This window comes from Bifidobacterium santillanense, from assembly GCF_018555385.1.
GTDB lineage: Bacteria > Actinomycetota > Actinomycetes > Actinomycetales > Bifidobacteriaceae > Bifidobacterium > Bifidobacterium santillanense.
Window position 1 is genome coordinate 58,216 of the sequence record NZ_JAFEJS010000012.1, and the last position, 17,668, is coordinate 75,883.

At 67.0% G+C, this 17,668-nt stretch carries 14 protein-coding genes; 11 read left to right on the forward strand and 3 right to left on the reverse strand.

All coding sequences use genetic code 11. The features are described from left to right. Positions 1-46 precede the first annotated feature (46 nt). On the forward strand, positions 47-1,492 hold the full coding sequence (locus JS528_RS09795) for a Maf family protein (RefSeq protein WP_214358874.1): 1,446 nt from the start codon (positions 47-49) through the stop codon (positions 1,490-1,492). Here JS528_RS09795 and JS528_RS09800 read toward each other — a convergent pair. Further along, a complete protein-coding gene (locus JS528_RS09800) occupies positions 1,489-2,532 on the reverse strand; it encodes a LacI family DNA-binding transcriptional regulator (protein ID WP_214358875.1) in 1,044 nt (347 codons plus the stop codon). The genes JS528_RS09795 and JS528_RS09800 overlap by 4 nt on opposite strands. A gap of 243 nt (positions 2,533-2,775) precedes the next feature. Between JS528_RS09800 and JS528_RS09805 the strand changes: the two genes are divergently transcribed. The 5 genes from JS528_RS09805 (at position 2,776) to JS528_RS09825 (ending at position 8,324) form a co-directional block, all read left to right on the forward strand. Next, positions 2,776-4,065, forward strand: coding sequence for an enolase C-terminal domain-like protein (locus JS528_RS09805; RefSeq protein WP_214358876.1), 1,290 nt, complete (start codon positions 2,776-2,778; stop codon positions 4,063-4,065). A 192-nt stretch (positions 4,066-4,257) separates the two neighbouring features. Then, positions 4,258-5,049, forward strand: coding sequence for an SDR family oxidoreductase (locus JS528_RS09810; RefSeq protein WP_214358877.1), 792 nt, complete (start codon positions 4,258-4,260; stop codon positions 5,047-5,049). Between the two features lie 222 nt (positions 5,050-5,271). Next, entirely contained in the window at positions 5,272-6,555 is a 1,284-nt protein-coding gene (locus tag JS528_RS09815; protein WP_214358878.1) for a sugar MFS transporter, read from the forward strand. A 7-nt stretch (positions 6,556-6,562) separates the two neighbouring features. Next, on the forward strand, positions 6,563-7,333 hold the full coding sequence (locus tag JS528_RS09820) for an amidohydrolase family protein (RefSeq protein ID WP_214358879.1): 771 nt from the start codon (positions 6,563-6,565) through the stop codon (positions 7,331-7,333). A 94-nt stretch (positions 7,334-7,427) separates the two neighbouring features. After that, on the forward strand, positions 7,428-8,324 hold the full coding sequence (locus tag JS528_RS09825) for a dihydrodipicolinate synthase family protein (protein WP_214358880.1): 897 nt from the start codon (positions 7,428-7,430) through the stop codon (positions 8,322-8,324). Positions 8,325-8,537: 213 nt separating this feature from the next. Here the strand turns inward: JS528_RS09825 and JS528_RS09830 are convergent, their stop codons facing one another. Then, positions 8,538-8,984, reverse strand: a complete 447-nt coding sequence (locus JS528_RS09830) for an RbsD/FucU family protein (protein WP_214358881.1) — start codon at positions 8,982-8,984, stop codon at positions 8,538-8,540. 137 nt (positions 8,985-9,121) lie between these two features. Next, entirely contained in the window at positions 9,122-10,063 is a 942-nt protein-coding gene (locus tag JS528_RS09835) for an AEC family transporter (RefSeq protein WP_214358882.1), read from the reverse strand. Positions 10,064-10,288: 225 nt separating this feature from the next. Between JS528_RS09835 and dapE the strand changes: the two genes are divergently transcribed. The 5 genes from dapE to obgE all read left to right on the forward strand — a co-directional run bounded on the left by dapE (position 10,289) and on the right by obgE (position 17,624). Then, positions 10,289-11,557, forward strand: coding sequence for a succinyl-diaminopimelate desuccinylase (gene dapE, locus JS528_RS09840; RefSeq protein WP_214358883.1), 1,269 nt, complete (start codon positions 10,289-10,291; stop codon positions 11,555-11,557). A gap of 483 nt (positions 11,558-12,040) precedes the next feature. Further along, the gene (locus JS528_RS09845; protein ID WP_214358884.1) at positions 12,041-14,887 is read left to right on the forward strand and encodes an Rne/Rng family ribonuclease; all 2,847 of its coding nucleotides are present in this window, start codon (positions 12,041-12,043) and stop codon (positions 14,885-14,887) included. Positions 14,888-15,084: 197 nt separating this feature from the next. Beyond that, a complete protein-coding gene (gene rplU / locus JS528_RS09850; protein ID WP_214358885.1) occupies positions 15,085-15,393 on the forward strand; it encodes a 50S ribosomal protein L21 in 309 nt (102 codons plus the stop codon). A gap of 53 nt (positions 15,394-15,446) precedes the next feature. After that, positions 15,447-15,698: a 50S ribosomal protein L27 gene (rpmA, locus tag JS528_RS09855; protein WP_214358886.1), complete on the forward strand. Its 252-nt coding sequence runs from the start codon at positions 15,447-15,449 to the stop codon at positions 15,696-15,698. A gap of 258 nt (positions 15,699-15,956) precedes the next feature. Continuing rightward, the gene (gene obgE / locus JS528_RS09860; RefSeq protein ID WP_214358887.1) at positions 15,957-17,624 is read left to right on the forward strand and encodes a GTPase ObgE; all 1,668 of its coding nucleotides are present in this window, start codon (positions 15,957-15,959) and stop codon (positions 17,622-17,624) included. Positions 17,625-17,668: the final 44 nt, after the last annotated feature.

The following is a 17,668-nucleotide window of genomic DNA, read 5'->3' on the forward strand; positions in this document are numbered from 1 at the left end:
TCCCTCGTCACGGGGGAGGCATCTTCATTCGTAAAGGAGTCTGCACATGTCCATTCCGCTGATTCTGGCGTCCAAGTCGAAGCCGCGTCGCGACGTGCTGTACGCGGCGGGCGTGTGCCCGACGATCCGCGTCTCGCACGTCGACGAGCCGGCCGCGCTCGAGGCAGCCGCCCGCGAGGCCGGAGTCGCGGTCGACGACCTCACCATCGAACGCCGCGTGACGATCCTCGCGTCGGCCAAGGCCGAGGCCGTCCACCGCGCCTACCGCGACGTGGCCGCCACGGCCGCCGCCGCGACCGGCGAGCGCGTCATCGCCTACCCGCTGCGCGCCGAGGAGGTCATCGCCGAGGACGAGGCGCGCCTCGCCGCCGGCGCCCCCGCGCCCGTGCCCGCGGACATCGACTATTCGAAGGACACCGTCGCCACGACGCGCGACTTCTCCGGCGTGGACATCCCGACCGTCACCGAACCGATCTCCAACGTCGTCGCACTGCAGCCGGGCCTGACCCGTGCGGAGGTCGGCCCGCTGATCGTCGGCTGCGACTCGATGTTCCTGATGGACGGCGAATGCTACGGCAAGCCGCACAGCGTCGAGGTGGCGCGCGAGCGCCTGCGCCGCATGAGCGGGGCGACCGGCGAGCTGTGGACCGGCCACTGCGTGATCGACTTCGCGACCGGACGCGTCGCCCGTGGCGCGAGCCGTGCGACGGTCCGTTTCGCCGAGTTCTCCGACCGCGACATCGAGCGCTACATCGCCACCGGCGAGCCGCTCGAGGTCGCCGGATCGTTCACGCTCGAGGGCTTCGGCGGCGCGTTCATCGACTCGATCGAGGGCGATCCGCACGGCATCATCGGCATCAGTCTGCCGTTGCTGAGGAGGCTCGCCGCCGAACTCGGCGTCGAGTGGACGGACCTGTGGAACGTGGCGCGCGGCGAGAGCCTGCCGGGCGTGCTCGACAAGGACGGCAAGGAGCTGCCGCCCAAGGAGAACGTCCACCAGCCGGGCGACGGCTGGGTCGACTGTGCGTGCGGGCGCAAGCACTGGGGCACGAACGGCGCGTCCGGCATTCTGCTGGCCCGCCGCGATCCGGCGAGCGGCGAGGTGACGCATGTGGTCATGCAGCACCGCGCGAAGTGGTCGGCCGAGGGCGGCACGTGGGGCATCCCCGGGGGAGCCACGGCCGACGGCGAGTCGCCGATCGAGGGCGCACTGCGCGAGAGTTACGAGGAGGCGAACATCACCCCGGAGGACATCGAGGTGGTCGGCTCCTACCGCGAGGACCACGGGCCGTGGGCCTACACCACCGTCTTCGCGTTCGAGAAGCCGGGCCATGAGGTCCGTCCGCACGCGAACGACGACGAGAGCATGGAGATCGCCTGGATGCCGCTCGAACGCATCCCGGAGCTCAGGCTCCTGACCGCGATGCGCACCGACTGGCCGCGCTTCGAGGCGCGTCTGCGCGAGCTCGCCACGGCGAACAGGGCCCGTTAGGCCCGCGGCGGCACCGTGCTCTCGCGCGCCACGACGCGCGTCGGCAGGATCACGTGGTGCTCGGTGTCGTGCCCTTCGCGCACGTCGACGATCATCTGCACCGCGCGCTGCGCGATCTCGCTGAACGGCTGGTGGATGCTCGTCAGGGACGGCATCAGGTGCTCGGCGGGAAAGATGTCGTCGAAGCCCATCACCGACAGGTCGTCCGGCAGGTGCAGCCCGTGCTCGCGCGCCGCTCGGTACGCGCTGACCGCGGACAGATCGTTGCAGCAGAAGATCGCGCTCGGGCGGTCGTCGCCCAGTTCGATGAGCTCGCACGCCGCGCGGTAGCTGGTCTCGGCGGGGAAGTAGTCGCCCTGCCTGACGTAGCGTTCGGGCAGCGGCACGCCCTCCTGCGCCAGCGCCGCGGCGAACCCGCTGTAGCGCGCGATGCCGGTCTGCAGGTCGAGGGGGCCGCGGATCGCGCCGATCCTACGGTGCCCGAGCGAGAGCAGGTGGCGGCCGGCCTGATAGCCGGCGGTCCAGTTGTCGATCGCCACGCTCATCACGTCCGTGTCGACCGCGTCGATCGGGTCGATGACGACGATCGGGATGTCGCGCGCCCGCAGCAGCGACTTCGCGAGATCGTTCAGACCGCCCATCTGCTGCATGATCACGCCCTGCGGATTGCGGTCGATGATGCCGCGGAAGCACTCCTCGGAGGCCACGCCGTTGCTCGTCTGCGTGACGGTGACGGCGAGCCCGGCCTGCTGCGCCCAGTACGAGGCGTATTTGATGAGCTCCATCGTGCCGTTGTGCGCGATGTACTCGACGACCAGCTCGATGGTGGGGGAGATCTTCGTGCTCACCAGCGGCCGCGAGTAGCCGTGCTTGTGCAGCACGCGCTCGACCTGCCGGCGCGTCTCGTCCGAGATGCCGGGGCGGCCGTTGATCACCTTGGAGACGGTCGAGGCGGACACGCCCGCGATCCGGGCGAGCTCGCTGACCTTGAGTTTGGGGGAGTCGCCCCCGGTGGGACCGCCCTGAACGCCGTTGTCCATGATCGTTCCTCCTCGCCGTATGGCAGATCGCGATGCGCCGCGCGTCGTGGGGTCCGCACCGGAGCCCGCGGCGGCGCACATGTGGTTGTCTCACCATTATTGCGCACTGGATCACGTTTTTTCGTGCTTTTCTAAGATTTCCCCGGTTTCGCAGAAAAATTTTCGTGAGTTGCGTTGCATTTTTCGTTTCCGACGACTATCCTGAAGCTATCGGTTCACGTACAGGCGAAGGAGCCCGAACATATGAGTACGATCACCAAAGTGCAGACCTACGACTTCCGATTCCCGACGTCGTCCACCCTCTCCGGTTCCGACGCGATGAACCCGGATCCGGACTACTCGTCCGCGTACGTGGAGATCTCCACCTCCGCCGACGACGGCATCAAGGGCGTCGGCTTCGTGTTCACGATCGGCCGCGGCAACGACGTCGTGTGCAAGGCCATCGAGTCGATGTCGCAGGTCCTCATCGGCCGCAACGTCGAGGAGCTGCTCGACAACATGCGCATCGCGTGGGACCTGTTCGTCCACGACTCCCAGCTGCGCTGGCTCGGCCCGGAGAAGGGCGTCGAGCACATGGCCATCGGCGCCGTGCTCTCCGCGCTGTGGGACATCAAGGCCAAGCGCGCCGGGAAGCCCTTGTGGCTGCTCCTGTCCGAGATGGAGCCCGAGGAGCTCGTCTCCACCCTCGACTTCCGCTACCTCACGGACGCCCTGCGCCCCGAGGAGGCCATCGAGATCCTCAAGGAGGGCCAGAAGGGCAAGGCCGATCGCATCGCGCACCTCAAGGAGGTCGGCTACCCCGGCTACTCCACCGCCCCCGGCTGGCTCGGCTACTCCGACGAGAAGATGGTCGCCCTCGCCAAGGAGGAGACCCAGGTCAAGGGCTTCAAGCAGATCAAACTCAAGGTCGGCCACAACGTCGAGGACGATCTGCGGCGCCTCGCCAAGGCCCGCGAGGCCATCGGCCCGGACGTGCGCCTCGCCGTCGACGCCAACCAGGTGTGGGACGTGCCCACCGCCATCGAGTGGATCAACAAGTTCCACGACTTCGACCTCGCGTGGGTCGAGGAGCCGACCAGCCCGGACGACGTGATCGGCCACGCCACCATCGCCCGCGCCATCAACCCGATCAAGGTCGCCACCGGCGAGCAGATGCAGAGCCGTATCCTCTACAAGCAGTACCTGCAGGCCAACGCGTTCGGCATCATGCAGATCGACGCCACCCGCGTCGCCGGTCCGCAGGAGATCGTCCTCGAGTACCTCATGGCGAGGAAGTTCAACAAGCCGGTCTGCCCGCACGCGGGCGGCGTCGGCCTGTGCGAGGCCGTGTGCCACTTCGCGATGTTCGACTACGTGTCCGTCTCCGGCACGATGGACGGCCGCATGATCGAGTACGTCGACAACCAGCACGAGCATTTCGTCCACCCGACCGAGATCAGGAACGGCAACTACGTCGCCCCGCTCGCCCCGGGCAACGGCACCGAGATGACCCTCGAGACGGCGGAGAAGTACCTCTACCGCCCCGAGGCCTGACCACACGTTTCGCGGGGTCCGGCTCCGGTCGGGCCCCGCAGAACCCAAACCCATAACTGAATACCGATAACTGAACACACCCATAACTGAAAAGCCATACAGACAAACCAATCCGCCGCGGGGCGCCGAAGCCCCGGGCGGGCGTTCATGAACCCCATGAAACGCAGAATAAGGATGGACGAAGGAGTTCCCATGGATCTGCATCTCGAAGGCAAGGTCATCATCATCACCGGCGGCTTCAAGGGCATCGGCAAGGGCATCACCCTGCAGCTGGCCCAGGAGGGCGCGATCCCGGTGGTCATCAACCGCTCGGACAACGCGCTCGAGGAGTTCAAGGCCGACATCGAGAAGTACACGACCAACTACGACGTGCACCTGCTCGACTTGAACGACACCGACAAGATCGCCCCGATCGTCGAGGAGACCTACAAGAAGTACGGCCACATCGACGGCATCGTCAACAACGCCGGCAAGAACGACAACAAGGCCCTCGAGACCACCAGCTGGCGCGAGTTCGAGGAGTCGATCCACGGCAACCTCACCCACTACTACGAGCTGGTCCACGCCGCCGTGCCGTACCTGAAGGAAAGCCACGGCGCGATCGTGAACATCACCTCGAAGACCGCCCTGACCGGTCAGGGCAAGACCAGCGCCTACGCCGCCGCCAAGGGTGCCATCCTGGGCCTGACGCGCGAGTGGGCCGCCGCCCTGGTCGGCGACCGCGTGCGCGTCAACGCCATCGTCGTCTCCGAATGCTGGACCCCGCTGTACGCCGACTGGATCAAGACCTTCGGCGACGAGGCCGCCCAGCAGGCGCGTCTGTCGGTCATCACCGACAAGATCCCGCTGGAGCACCGCATGACCACCACCGAGGAGATCGGCAACGAGGCCGCGTTCCTGCTCTCCGACCGCTCCAGCCACACCACCGGCCAGTGGGTCTTCGTCGACGGCGGCTACGTCCACCTCGACCGCGCCCTGAGCTGACGCGAACCGTCGGAAAAATTCCGACACGCCCGCGAAAAGGTCCGACAGGCTGGCGGCCTGTCGGACCATTTCGTGAGACAATGACTGGGAAGGGCAAAACCCGAGAGTCAGTCATCCTGACACGTCGGCCCCGCCCGTATGGGGAGCCGTCACATTGCAGTAATACGCGCGCCGCGTTCGTTCCCTTGCGCGGCGCGCAACTCTCAAGGAGGAGAGAACATTATGGCATCCGCACCTGAGACGAAGAAGTCGCAGAGCACCGGAGGTAAGAACTGGATCGTCGCGTTCGCGCTGGTCACGATGCTGTTCTTCATCTGGGGCCTGGCGATGAACCTCGTCAACGCCATCCGTGATCCGTTCACCGTCTATCTCAATCTCAACACCACCGAATCCTCGTTCCTGCAGGTCGCCTACTACGGCGCCTACTTCGTCATGGCCATCCCGGCCACGATGGTCGCCAAGCGGTTCGGCTACAAGGGCGGCATGATCTGCGGCCTGATCTTCTTCACCGTCGGCGCGTTCCTGACCATCCCGGCCACCACGTCCCTGAGCTACGGCATGTTCCTGCTCGCCATGTTCGTCATCGCGCTCGGCGCGGCGTCCCTCGAGGCGAACTGCAACCCGTACATCACCAAGCTCGGCGACGAGAAGGGCGAGTCGTTCCGTCTGAACCTCTCCCAGTGCTTCAACTCCGTCGGCTCCGTCATCGGCCCGCTGATCCTGGGCATGATCCTCGGCAACACCGCATCCGTCAAGGCCGGAGAGCCCGGCTTCGACGAGGCCAAGGTCTCCTTCATGAGCCAGACCCGCATGTTCTACATCGTCGTCGGCATCATCCTGGCCGTCATCCTCGCCGTGTTCGTCGTCGCGAAGCTCCCCTCGCCTCCGGGCGATGAGGACGAGGCCGCCTCCGGCGCCAGCCAGGACAGCTCCATCGGCGCCCTCGTCAAGAAGCCGTGGGTCGTCCTCGGCGTGCTCGCCGAGTTCATCTACGTCGGCCTGCAGACCATCGGCTTCACGTACTTCTCCACCTTCGCCCAGCAGCAGTGGGAGGGCATGACCGCCGCCACCGCCGCGTCCTTCCTCGCCATCCTCACCCTGATGTTCGCGATCGGCCGATTCGTCACCACGCCGTTCATGGCCAAGGTCGAGCCGGGCAAGATCCTCGGCGTCTACATGATCGCCGCCACCATCCTCATGGCCGTCACCGCCATGGGTCTGGGCAAGGTCTCCGTCATCGCGTTCATCGCCCTGTACTTCTTCATGTCCATCGCCTACGGCACGATCTTCGCGCTCTCCCTGGCCAGCCTCAAGGGCGCCGCCACCAAGACCGGCTCCAGCCTCATCACCATGTCCATCGTCGGCGGCGCGGTCATCCCGCTCCTCTACGCGATGATCATCGACGCGGTCGGCATGAACGCGATGCTCTGGGCCACCATCCCGCTGTTCCTCTACCTGGTCTGGTACGCCTTCGCCGGCTCCAAGATCGGCCTGAAGAAGGCGTGACGCGGATATGGCACTGAAGGTAATCGACTCCCACTTCCACATCTGGGACCCGGCCGTCCAGGACCTGCCCTGGCTCGCGGGCCTGCCGTCCCTGCAGCACAAGTACACGATCGAGGACCTCGAGGCCGAATACGCCAAGTTCGGCGTCGAATTCCTCGGCGGCGTGTACGTCGAGGTCGACGCGGCCGACCACGAGCTCGAGGACAGGCTCCTGTTCGAGAACCCGTCGGAGAAGATCTTGAAGCGCATGCTCCGAAGCGACGTGAGCCCGTGGATGCGCGTGCCGATCAACGCCGACGGCATCCGCGAACCGCTGCACGTCGACTCCGAGCCGCGCGGCCGGTGCCTCGAGACCTCGTTCATCGAGGGCCTCGAGGCGATGGCCGACAAGGGCCTGCCGTTCGAGCTGTGCAACCGCGGCGCCGAACTGCCCGACATGGCCAAGGCGTTCGCCCAGGTCCCGCAGGTCACGGTGATCGTCGACCACCTCGGCAACGCGCCGGGCCTCGACGAGGACACCAAGGCCGCGCTCGCCGACCTGGCGGCCCTGCCCAACTCCTACATCAAGGTCTCCGGCGACAACCCGGTCGACCCGGACATCGTGAAGTACGTGCGCGACACGTTCGGCCCGAAGAAGGTGCTCTACAGCTCCAACTGGCCGGTCGTCGAGCTCAACTCGACCTTCGCCACCCACTTCCAGCTCATGCTGGACACGTTCGGCGAGGACGAGGACTTCTTCATGAACAACGCCAAGCGCGCCTACGGCATCGAGCTGTAGCGTGGTATCGTTCGGCTCCCTCGGTCGGGGTTTCGGTCCGGGGGAGCCGTTTTCATGCGACGGGCAACCGACGCACCCAACGAAAGGAATCACCATGACGGACACCGCCGTGTTCTCGGGCATCATCTGCCCCTCCATCACCATCACCAAGGACGATGGCTCCATCGACTACGACAACTGGGGCAGGCACCTCGACCACCTCATCGAGGCGGGCGTCAACGGCGTGCTGGTGTTCGGCAGCATCGGCGAGTTCTACGCGTTCCCGCTCGAGGTGAAGAAGGAGGCCGTCGACTTCGTCGTCAAGCACGTGGCCGGCCGCATCAAGGTCTTCGCCGGCGTGGGCGACACCAACATCGACAAGGTCGTCGACTTCGCCAAGGCCGCCGAGAAGAGCGGCGCGGACGCGCTCGTCGTCGTCTCGCCGTACTACTTCGGCCCGACCGCGGGCGGCGCGAAGGCGTACTTCGGCACCGTCGCGGGCGCCGTCGACATCCCGGTCGTCCTGTACAACTTCCCGCCGCGCACCGGCTCCGACCTGACCCCGGAGCTCGTGGCCGAGCTGGCCGCCGAGTTCCCGAACATCGTCGGCATCAAGGACACCGTCGACACGATCAGCCACACGCGCAAGGTGATCCGCGCCGTCAAGGCCGTCAACCCGCGCTTCGCCGTGTTCTCCGGCTTCGACGAGTACTACCTCGTCAACCGCGTCTCCGGCGGCGACGGCGTGATCTGCGGCATGACCAACGTCGAGCCGGAGACCTTCGCCAAGCTGCACCGCGCGTACGAGGCCGGCGACTACGCCACCGCGATCGAGGCCGCCGAGCGCATCAGCCACCTCATGGCGCTCTACGACCAGTCCGATCTGTTCGTCTCCGCGATCAAGGGCGCGGTCAAGGCCAAGGGCCTGCCGATCTCCACCCTGATTCGCGAGCCCGCCGTCCAGCTCACCGACGAGCAGTACGACCGCATCGTCGCGATTCTCGAGGGCTGAGCCCACAGGCTTTCCACCCCCTCCGTGGCCGCCTCCTTGCGTGGAGACGGCCATGTCGCGTGTGGGGGCGACGGCTGTATGAGACGCGACGGCCGTGCTCATGCGAGAGGGCGGGCGCCCCTCCGGTTAATCCGGTGGGACGCCCGCCCTCTCGTGTTGGCAAGTCCTCGGGAAGGCCCCTCCGCGTGGGCGGGGGAGCCGTGTCATCCGGCGTTATTCGGCGTTGAAGACGACGCCCTTCTGCAGGATCAGGTTCGCGTACTGGGCCGATTCGCCGCTGGCGATCACGCAGTACGCCTTCTTCGCCTGCTCGTAGAACGCGAAGCGCTCGAGCGAGCCGATCGCGTCCGCGCCGCGCTCGTCATGCTCCTTGATGAGATCCGCGTACACATCCCAGATCGGGGTGGCGACCGTGTCGCCCGGGACCTTCTCCATCAGCGTCGCCGGCTTGTCCACGTACGTGTCCAGCGGGAAGACCGTGAGGATCGCCTTGAGGATCTCGTCGCCGCCGTGGCCGTCCATGCGCACCACGATCGCGTTCTTGCCGATGGATTCGGCCGGGAAGTTGCCGTCCGCGATGACCAGCTGGTCGCCGTGGCCCATCTCGCACAGGACCTTCAACAGTTCCGGCGGGATGATCTTCGGGATACCTTTGAGCATGAAGCCTCCTTGCTTGTGCGTTCGTCCGCCCGGGCAACCTCGCCCGAACGATGTCGACGCTCCCATCATACCCGGATTGCGCGAAAATTTCGACGGCGGACGACGATTTTTCCGTACGTCGCCCGGCGGGCGACGTCTCAGCTCAGCAGGAACGCGATGATCGCGATAAAGACCGGGCTGGTCATCGTCGACATCAGGATGCCGTCGCGCGCGAACGTGAGGCCCACGTTGTAGCGCGCCGCGTAGTTGTACACGTTCTGGCCGGTCGGCAGCGCCGCGAGCACGACGCACGCGTACAGCTCGGGGCCGCGGAAGCCCATCAGGAAGTAGGCGAGCAGGAACGCGACGATCGGCATCACGATGTTCTTGAGCACCGCCACCGTGAAGATCGCCGGCCGGTCGCCCTTCTGCTGCAGCGGCTTCGTGCCGTGCAGCGACATGCCGAACGCCATGAGGATCATCGGCACGGCGGATTCGCCGATCATGTTGATCGGGTCGTACAGGTAGTTCGGGATGAACCATCCGGTCTTCGCATTGACGGCCGACAGGGCGATGCCGAGCAGCGAGCCGATGAGCAGCGGCTGGTGCAGCGGCTGCTTCGCGATCTCCTTGACCGACACCTTGCCCTTGGTGAACACGTCGAGCGCGGTCAGGCCGATCGGCGTGAACAGCGCCTGCTGCATGACCAGGATCGGCGCCACCAGCGCGCCGTTGCCGAGGATGTACGTCGCGACCGGCAGGCCGATGTTGTTCGAGTTGAGGTACAGCGAGTTGAGCGCGCCGATCGTCGCGTCGGCGGCGTTCATATGGAAGAACATCCGGTTGAGGACCAGGAAGATCACGCCGATGAGCATCGCCGAGAGGAACGCCACGATGATCGACGGGTGGAAGATGTCGAAGATCGGCTCCTTGGACAGGATCGCGAACATCAGGCACGGGCTGGAGACGAAGAACGAGAAGCGGTTGAGCACCATCTGCGCGCTCGGTCCGCCGATGCGCATGCGCGCGGCGACGTAGCCGACGAAGATGACGATGCCGATGACGCAGAACCCCTGCATCGCGCTCAACAGACCTGCCATGTTCCTCCCCTTGCCCGACGAGCCGACTGTACCCGACCTTCCATCCTCGCACACCGGACGACAATCGTCCGAGACGTCTCATTGACCGATCGACGGAACCGTCCATGACCGTCACCACGATACGGGCGCCCGCCGCGCTCCGGCCCCCGTGCGGAGTGGGGGGAGTTGTCCGCGGAAGCGGGTCGGGGGAGGCGCCCCGCCCGCGATCCCACTACAATCGCCGCTATGACGAACGATACGAACACCCCCAAGGATCCGAAGGCCGAGCTGGCCGCCTCCACCGCGGTCCCCATCACCCTCGACCCCGCCGCCCCGCGCGACGAGGCGCTTGAGACGATCCTCGCGCAGATCATGAACGCCTACTCGGTCAGCGACTACGAGACCCCGCTCGCCGATGAGATCGAACGGTTCCTGAAGCGGTACGACCATCTGACCGTCCGCCGCCACGGCGACACGATCGTCGCCTCCACCGACTTCGGCACCGACCGCCGCGTGATCCTCGCCGGACACATCGACGTGGTCCCGGTCATCGACAACTTCCCGCCGCGCTGGCTCGAGCCCGGCGATCCGCTCATCCGCGAGGACGTCGCCGCCGCGCATCCGGGCGAGCGCGTCCTGTGGGGCCGCGGCACGACCGACATGAAGGCGTCCGACGCGGTGATGCTCTACCTCGCCGCCACGCTCGACGGCTCGACGCCGGAGACGACGCCCGCGACCGACCTCACCTTCGTCTTCTACGACCACGAGGAGGTCGCCGCCGAGAAGAACGGCCTGCGAAAGGTCGTCGAGGCCCATCCCGACTGGATCACCGGCGACTTCGCGATCATCGGCGAGCCGACCAACTGCGGCATCGAGGGCGGCTGCAACGGCACGATCCGTTTCGACGTGGTCACGCACGGCGTCGCCGCGCATTCCGCCCGCGCATGGATGGGGGAGAACGCCATCCACAAGGCCGCCGGCATCCTCAACCGCCTCAACGCCTACGAGCCGGCTGACGTCGAGGTGGACGGCCTGACCTACCGCGAGGGCCTCAACGCCACGCTGATCTCCGGCGGCAAGGGCACGAACGTCATCCCCGACGAGTGCCGCGTGCACGTCAACTACCGCTTCGCCCCGGACAAGTCTGTCGCCGAGGCCAAGGCCCTGATGATGGGCGCCGACGCGGGCGCCGAGCTCGGCAACGGCGAGCACGTGGCCACCGGCGGCGTGTTCGAGGGCTACGGCATCGAGATGAAGGACGAATCGCCGTCCGCCCGCCCCGGCATGGACGCGCCGCTGGCCGTCTCCCTCGCACGCCTCGTCAGGGAGCGCACCGGACGCGAGCCGCTCGCCAAGCTCGGCTGGACCGACGTCGCCCGCTTCTCGCAGCTCGGCATCCCCGCCGTCAACCTCGGCGCCGGCGACCCCCTCCTCGCCCACAAGCACGACGAGCAGCTCCCCGCCTCCGACCTCACCCTCCTCGCCGACATTCTGGAAAGATGGCTGAGTCGTTAAGCAAACAGCCCGGTGGGCTGTTTGTAGACTCAGCCGAGCCGCGGCAGCGGTGAGGTGGTGTTGGGTCCGGCCGTAGGCCGGTCCCCAGTTGCAGGGCCGGAGGAGAGTCGTTAAGCAAACAGCCCGGTGGGCTGTTTGTAGACTCAGCCGAGCCGCGGCAGCGGTGAGGTGGTGTTGGGTCCGGCCGTAGGCCGGTCCGTAATTGCCGGCCCGGTGAGGCGAAACTTCCTCGGGAAAAGTTGTGGCATACTTGAACGTGGCGGTTCTGCAAACCGCCGACGTGCCAGATGGCGTCGATCCCCTCGTGCACGGGCCGGGAGCCCGCGCGAGCGCCGGTGTCCGCCGTCCGAGCCGCACAGACTTTGACTGGAATTGCTTCTGCGGGCGCAATCGATGCGCGGCCACGGTGAGAGCGTGGTGTGAGAGCCGTAGGGGCCCTATATATAGGTCCGGCGTGATGCAGCACGCCGGTCGAGGAGCATCGTGCCCGCTGTGAACAACAATGGGGTCGACGACGTCGACGCCCAGAATGCCGCCGTATCCAACGCAGACAACGCCCAGCCCGATCCCGCTCCCGCCGCGCCGACCCGCCGCCGTCGCGGCCGTCGCGTGGTGCGCGGGGCCGGTGCCGCCGGCGTGTCGCTCGAACTGAAGGTCGAGGACCATTCCGCCCCGGTGTTCGAGGAGCCGAAACTGTCCGTCGCCAAGGCCGACGCCGACGAGGATGACCGTCCGTCCCGCCCCGTCGAGGACGACGCCGACGAGTCCCCGCGCCGCGTCTCCCGCTCCCGCCGTCGCTTCGACGACGATGACGAGGACGACCGTCCGGTGCGCACGCGCCGTCGCCGCTCCCGCCGCGACGACTTCGACGACGATGACGACGACCGTCCGGCCCGTCGCTCCCGCCGCCGCGCCCCCGTGCGCGACGATCGCGACGACGACGATCTCGAACGCGCCGAGGAGCTGCTCGACGGTCTGCCGTTCCACGACCGCTACGATCGCGACGACGACCGCTACGACTTCGACGACCTCGACGATCGCGCCGGCCGTCGCGGTCGCCCGATGACCTCGCTGCTCTTCCAGGAGCCGGTCATCCCGTCGGCCCCCCGCATCTCGCGCAACGACGACGATGACGACGTCGACATCATCGACATCCACGCCGACGACGAGACCTCCGACGCGGACGACGAGCGCGAGTCCCGTCGCACCTCGCGTTCCTCCCGTCGCAGTCGCGGCCGCGGCTCGCGCCAGTCCGATCGCGCCGATCAGGACCAGCCGAAGGACGCCAAGGCCCGCGCCGACGCCGATCAGGACGACAAGTCCGGCAAGTCCGGCAAGGCCGAGACCGACCAGTCCGACCGCGCCGCCGATCAGGACGCCGACGACGAGTCCGGCTCCGCCCGCTCCCGCCGCGGCCGCAACCGCCGCCTGAACGCGCAGGAGCGCCGCGCCGCCGCCGAGGTCGAGCAGATCGAGGAGGACCTCGAGCTCGACGACATCTCCTACCGTCCGATCGACGACGAGGAGCCCGCCGAGGAGGAGCCGCGCACCCGTACGCGCCGTCGCCGTCGCCGCGGCAAGTCCGAGGCGGCCGCCGAGGAGACCCGCGCCGATCGCCCCGAGCGCGAGGATCGCGACGACGAGCGCGAGGAGGAGACCGTCACCCGTACGCGCCGTCGCCGTCGCCGCGGCAAGTCGCAGGACGACGACGAGCAGATCATCTCCCGCCGCTCCCGCAAGCAGCAGTACATCGACGAGATCACCGACGTGGAGGGCTCGACCCGACTCGAGGCCAAGAAGCAGCGCCGCCGCGACAACCGCCGCGAGCGCTCCCGCCAGTCGCAGATCATGGAGCAGGACTTCCTCGCGCGCCGCGAGAACGTCGAGCGTCTGATGGTCGTGCGCGAGAAGGAGAAGCACACCCAGATCTCCGTGGTCGAGGACAACGTCCTCGTCGAGCACTACGTGTCCGACATCCAGGAGGTCCAGACCGTCGGCAACGTGTACCTCGGCCGCGTGCAGAACGTGCTGCCGAGCATGGAGGCCGCCTTCGTCGACATCGGCCAGGCCCGCAACGGCGTGCTGTACGCCGGCGAGGTCAACTGGGACGCCGCCCGCCTCGAGGGCCAGCCGCGCCGCATCGAGCTCGCGTTCAAGTCCGGAGACCCGGTCCTCGTGCAGGTCACCAAGGACCCGATCGGCCACAAGGGCGCCCGTCTGACCTCCCAGGTCACGCTCGCCGGCCGCTTCCTCGTGCTGGTGCCGTCCGGCGGCATGACCGGCGTGAGCCGCAAGCTGCCGGAGCGCGAGCGCGCCCGCCTGAAGAACATCGTGGCGAAGATCGCGCCCAAGGACATGGGCGTGATCATCCGCACCGCCGCCGAGGGCGCGAGCGAGGACGCGATCGTCAAGGACCTCGAGAGCCTCGTGCGCCAGTGGAACCGCATCAACGCCAAGCGCGAGGAGTTCTGGCACGGCCGTCGCCCGAAGCTCCTGCAGGGCGAGCCCGACGTCGCCATCCGCGTGGTGCGCGACATCTTCAACGACGACTTCAGCAAGCTGATCGTCGAGGGCGACAAGGTCTACGAGCGCATCGAGGAGTACCTCGAGACGATGGCCCCGGACCTCAAGGACAAGCTCGTCAAGTGGGATCCGGCCGAGCACGAGGGCAAGGACGTGTTCGACAAGTGGCAGATCGACTCCCAGCTCAGGAAGGGCATGGAGCGTCAGGTCTACCTGCCCTCCGGCGGCTCGATCGTCATCGACCGCACTGAGGCCATGACCACGATCGACGTGAATACCGGCCGGTTCATCGGCCGCGGCAAGTCACTCGAGGAGACGGTCACCCGGTGCAACCTCGAGGCGAGCGAGGAGATCGCGCGCCAGCTGCGTCTGCGCGACATCGGCGGCATGATCATGATCGACTACGTCGACATGGTGATGCCCGCCAACCGCGACCTCGTGCTGCGCCGCCTCGTCGAATGCCTGGCCCGCGACCGCACCAAGCACCAGGTGGCGGAGGTCACCTCGCTCGGCCTCGTGCAGATGACGCGCAAGCGCATCGGCCAGGGCCTGGTCGAGGCGTTCTCCGAGGAGTGCCCGACCTGCAAGGGCCGCGGCTTCATCCTGCACGACAAGCCGATCGTCAACGCCGAATACGACGATCCGTACGCGCTGCGCGGCGGTGACCCGTTCGTCAAGACGAACAAGCACGGCCGCGGCACCTCGCCCGCGCCGGAGCCGGCCGGCTCCACGCCGGACGTCAAGGCGAAGCTTGCGCAGATCGCCGCCGCGGCGGTCGCCGCGAACAACGCGGAGATCGACGGCTGAGCGGGTCGCTCCCGCGCCGCGACGCGGGGTCGTCATATCATGTCGTGCGATGAACACGCGTGAGTGACACGCGGACGAAACGCGGTTGCGTTAGTCCGCGTGTCAGTGTAAGTTAGATGGCTGGTGTCTGACCGCGAGCTCGGCGTATCCGAGAGCGTCAGGCAATAAGCTTTCCCAAAATAATAAAAGGAACGATTATGTACGCGATTGTGAAGGCCGGTGGCCATCAGGAAAAGGTCGAGGTCGGCGACGTCATCCTCGTCAACCGTCTCGACGCCAAGAAGGGCGATACCGTGGAATTCCCGGTCGCGCTCGTGGTGGACGGCGCCAACGTCACTCTGGCCGCCGCCGATCTGGCCAAGGTCTCCGTCAAGGCTGAGGTTGTGAACGACGAGGCCAAGGGCCCGAAGATCAACATCCAGAAGTACAAGAACAAGACCGGCGTCGCTCGCCGCAAGGGCCACCGTCAGAAGCTGACCATGGTCAAGGTCACCGAGATCGCCTGAGTTCTTCGACAGGTTTTCCAGTAAAGCTTACTTAGTATCGAAAGGAACCGATCATGGCACATAAGAAGGGCGCGTCCAGCTCGCGCAACGGTCGCGATTCGCAGCCTCAATACCTCGGCGTGAAGAAGTTCGGCGGCGAGGCCGTCGTCGCCGGCAACATCATCGTTCGCCAGCGTGGCACCAACTTCCACCCGGGCCACAACGTCGGCATGGGCAAGGATCACACCCTGTTCGCCCTCTCCGATGGCTCCGTGAAGTTCGGCGTCCGTCGTGACCGCAAGGTCGTCGACGTCATCGCCGCCTGAGAGTAGCGATTAGAAAAGCCGCGCCCACTGGACGCGGCTTTTTTGTTCCCCTCACCCCTCTCCCTCCTCTTCCTCCGTCGATCCACACCGCGCGAAAACGTAACTGGTGAACCCAACGGAATGGGGAGTCGGCCTGCGCAGCGTCAGACCGTAAAGACTTGGCCAGAGCGGCCCGGAGCGTGTCGGACGATGCGCAGGCCGACTCCCCACGGCAACGTACGAAACGTAACGTAATCAACGAAAAGTAAGGCAAACGACATGAGTGATTTTGTGGATCGAGTGACCGTCCACGTCAAGGGCGGCGACGGCGGCAACGGATCCGCCGGCATCCGTCGCGAGAAGTACAAGCCGCTGGCCGGCCCGAACGGCGGTAACGGCGGCGACGGCGGCTCCGTCGTCTTCGTGGCCGACCGCAACGCCACCAGCCTGCTGGACTACCGTTTCATGCCCCACCGCGTGGCCGCCAGCGGCACGATGGGTCTGGGCGACAACAAGGACGGCTCCAAGGGCGAGGACCTGATCCTGCCCGTGCCGTGCGGCACCATCATCTTCGAGGCCAAGGGCCCCGTCGGCAAGCCGAAGCACCCGGGCGAGGAGCTCGCCGACCTGCGCCACGAGGGCGATCGCTACGTGGCCGCGGCCGGCGGCGCCGGAGGCCTCGGCAACATCGCGCTGGCCAACCGCACCCGCCGCGCCCCGGGCTTCGCCCTGCTGGGCGAGCTCGGCGACGAGCGCGACGTGATCCTGGAGCTCAAGTCGATCGCCGACGTCGCGCTGGTGGGCTTCCCGTCCGCCGGCAAGTCGAGCCTGATCGCCGCGATGAGCGCCGCCAAGCCGAAGATCGCCGACTACCCGTTCACGACCCTCGTGCCGAACCTCGGCGTCGTCGTCGCCGGCGACCGCCGCTACACGATCGCCGACGTGCCGGGACTGATCCCGGGCGCCAGCCAGGGCAAGGGCCTGGGCCTGGAGTTCCTGCGCCACATCGAGCGCACCGAGATCATCGCGCACGTCATCGATTGCGCGACGCTCGAGCCGGGCCGCGATCCGCTCAGCGACTACGAGGCGCTCGAGCACGAGCTCGCCGAGTACGCCGGCTCGCTGGACCTGCCGCTGGGCGCGATCCCGATCCCGGAGCGCCCGCGCATCGTCATCCTCAACAAGGTCGACGTGCCCGAGGCCAAGGAGCTCGCCGAGTTCGTCAAGCCGGAGTTCGAAAAGCGCGGCATGCGCGTGTTCATCATCTCCACCGCCTCGCACGAGGGCCTCAAGGAGCTCAACTTCGCGCTGGCCGACATGGTCGCCGAGATGCGCGAGGAGGTCGCCAAGCGCGAGGCCGCCGAGGAGGAGGCCCGCGTCGTCATCAAGCCGCTCGAGCAGAAGGGTCGTCGCCGTCGCGCCGCCGACGAGAACGGCACCACGCTCGACTTCACGATCGAACGCCGCGAGAACGGCAACGGCGACGTCTGGTTCGAGGTCACCGGCCGCAAGCCCGAACGCTGGGTGCAGCAGACCAACTTCGACAACGACGAGGCCGTCGGCTACCTGGCCGACCGTCTGGCCAAGCTGGGCGTCGAGGACGAGCTGCGCCGCAAGGGCGCCAAGCCGGGCGACGAGATCCGCATCGGCAGGGGAGACCGCGCGGTCGAGTTCGACTGGGATCCGACCATCGCGGCCGGCGGCGAGCTGCTCGACGGCACGCCGCTCGGCGCGCGCGGCAAGGACCTGCGTCTCGAGGCCGACGAGCCGGGCGCGCGTCGCCGCACCAACGCCGAACGTCGTCGCGAATACCACGCGATGATGGATGCGAAGGCCGCCGTGCGCGAGGCGATGATGGCCGAGCGCAAGGCCGGCCACTGGGCAGATCCGTCCATCGACGACGACCGCCACGACGAGAACAGCCTGTTCGGTCGCGGCGAGGAGTGACGTCGCATCCCCGTGCCGGCATGGGGCCGGCATAGGATGGGATT

Excerpts from the sequence above, each read along its gene's own strand:
- JS528_RS09805 (WP_214358876.1), top strand. The coding sequence starts at position 2,776 with ATGAGTACGATCACCAAAGTGCAGACCTACGACTTCCGATTCCCGACG.
- rpmA (WP_214358886.1), top strand. The coding sequence starts at position 15,447 with ATGGCACATAAGAAGGGCGCGTCCAGCTCGCGCAACGGTCGCGATTCG.
- rplU (WP_214358885.1), top strand. The coding sequence starts at position 15,085 with ATGTACGCGATTGTGAAGGCCGGTGGCCATCAGGAAAAGGTCGAGGTC.
- JS528_RS09800 (WP_214358875.1), bottom strand. The coding sequence starts at position 2,532 with ATGGACAACGGCGTTCAGGGCGGTCCCACCGGGGGCGACTCCCCCAAA.
- JS528_RS09795 (WP_214358874.1), top strand. The coding sequence starts at position 47 with ATGTCCATTCCGCTGATTCTGGCGTCCAAGTCGAAGCCGCGTCGCGAC.
- obgE (WP_214358887.1), top strand. The coding sequence starts at position 15,957 with ATGAGTGATTTTGTGGATCGAGTGACCGTCCACGTCAAGGGCGGCGAC.
- dapE (WP_214358883.1), top strand. The coding sequence starts at position 10,289 with ATGACGAACGATACGAACACCCCCAAGGATCCGAAGGCCGAGCTGGCC.
- JS528_RS09825 (WP_214358880.1), top strand. The coding sequence starts at position 7,428 with ATGACGGACACCGCCGTGTTCTCGGGCATCATCTGCCCCTCCATCACC.
- JS528_RS09820 (WP_214358879.1), top strand. The coding sequence starts at position 6,563 with ATGGCACTGAAGGTAATCGACTCCCACTTCCACATCTGGGACCCGGCC.
- JS528_RS09830 (WP_214358881.1), bottom strand. The coding sequence starts at position 8,984 with ATGCTCAAAGGTATCCCGAAGATCATCCCGCCGGAACTGTTGAAGGTC.
- JS528_RS09835 (WP_214358882.1), bottom strand. The coding sequence starts at position 10,063 with ATGGCAGGTCTGTTGAGCGCGATGCAGGGGTTCTGCGTCATCGGCATC.
- JS528_RS09815 (WP_214358878.1), top strand. The coding sequence starts at position 5,272 with ATGGCATCCGCACCTGAGACGAAGAAGTCGCAGAGCACCGGAGGTAAG.
- JS528_RS09810 (WP_214358877.1), top strand. The coding sequence starts at position 4,258 with ATGGATCTGCATCTCGAAGGCAAGGTCATCATCATCACCGGCGGCTTC.